This is a genomic window from Helicobacter sp. 11S02596-1 (assembly GCF_002272825.1).
Lineage (GTDB): Bacteria > Campylobacterota > Campylobacteria > Campylobacterales > Helicobacteraceae > Helicobacter_J.
The window spans coordinates 1-1473 of the sequence record NZ_MLAM01000028.1; the positions used below are offsets into that span (position 1 = coordinate 1).

Genomic DNA, 1473 nt, shown 5'->3' on the forward strand with positions numbered 1-1473 from the left:
TTCAAACCCCTTTTCTCCATCATCTTGGCTTCTTTGATGGGGAGTGCTTTGGTATATGGGGCGGATATTTCTCTAGGTGGTGATACTACTTGTTCTACAGATGGCACAGAAGCTTGCCTCACTGGCACAACCACTGGCACAACTAGACCATTTAGTATTGAAAAAAAAGATAATCATTGGGAAGTCAAACCAACGGTTACTGGCACTTATCCTCGCATTAATATCGGTGATGGTAATAGTGTTAATCTCACAGCAAATAAGCAGTTTTTAGATATTACTGATAATGGAGGCACGGGGACAAATTCCAATGTATCTGCAGGCGGTTGGACCAAACTTTATGGTAATACCAATTTCAACGTTGATTTCAAAGATTCCTTGCTAAGAATCCCTAGTAATATGCCTTTACTCTTCCAATCCACTAGCTCCACCGCTTCCACCCTCACGTTCAATGGTAGCTACACAGGAGAAGACGCAGGCGCAGATGCTGGCTATGCGTTTGTAGGGACTATCTATTTTGATGGGGGCAAATATGATGTGAATTTCAATAATGGCGCCAATATGAAAGGGAATTTGAATCTAGGGGCAAATAACAATACCACTAATATTGTATTCAATAATTCCAAGTTAGAGGGCAGTATTGTTGGGGCAACAGGTCCTGGTGGTAATACTAATAACGTAGCTAATAATAAAATCACCTTTAGTGGTGCGAATGCAGGGATGAGCAATGATGGCTTTATTAGAAATACGACTAGAACTAATCTTAATATTACCTTTAAAAATGGGGCACAAACAACTTTAAAAGGTCAAGCTTTTAATTCTAATGTAAATTATAGTAAGGCAGATAATGCCTATGGCATTGCTATAGGGGTTAATGGTATAAATGCAAATACCACCACCACTATCAATGTCGAAAGTGGCGCGAGCCTCACATCAGATTGGAAACAAGGCTTTTTGGGTGGTTTTGGTGCTAGTGGTTCAGTCTGGGGACAGCAATATCTTAATTTAATCGTTAGCAACCTTAACATCAAGTCAGGCGGAACTTATAACGGCGATATCTTCAATCGTGCAGGCACATTCACGATGAATCTTGATGGTAGTGAAGTTGATGGAAATAGTGGGGCTAGGCAAAATGGGGATATTACCACAGCATATATTTATGCATCTCAAACAAATCGTATTGGCACAGGCACAACAAACGTTATTATGTCTAATGGTGCTACTTCTAATGGATTGTGGCAAGTTGTTACAACTAAAAAGAATAATAAAGTTACAGCAACTTATACCCTCAGCAATGGCGCAACCCATACGGGTGAAATCAAACAAATTGTTTATGCAAATGGGGCTATCAAAGGCGATACGGGGGCGTATAATAATGGTGATACCAACTCTGCTATCCAATCCCTTGATCAAGGTGCTTCTACCACCCTCACCCTCAATTCTGGCGCTCTCCAAGATGGCAACATCACCAACCAA

At 40.7% G+C, this 1473-nt stretch carries 1 protein-coding gene; it reads left to right on the forward strand.

Annotated features, from left to right (window positions below; genetic code table 11):
• The coding region (locus tag BJI48_RS09510; RefSeq protein WP_180763111.1) for a hypothetical protein at positions 1 to 1473 on the forward strand (1473 nt) is incomplete at both ends.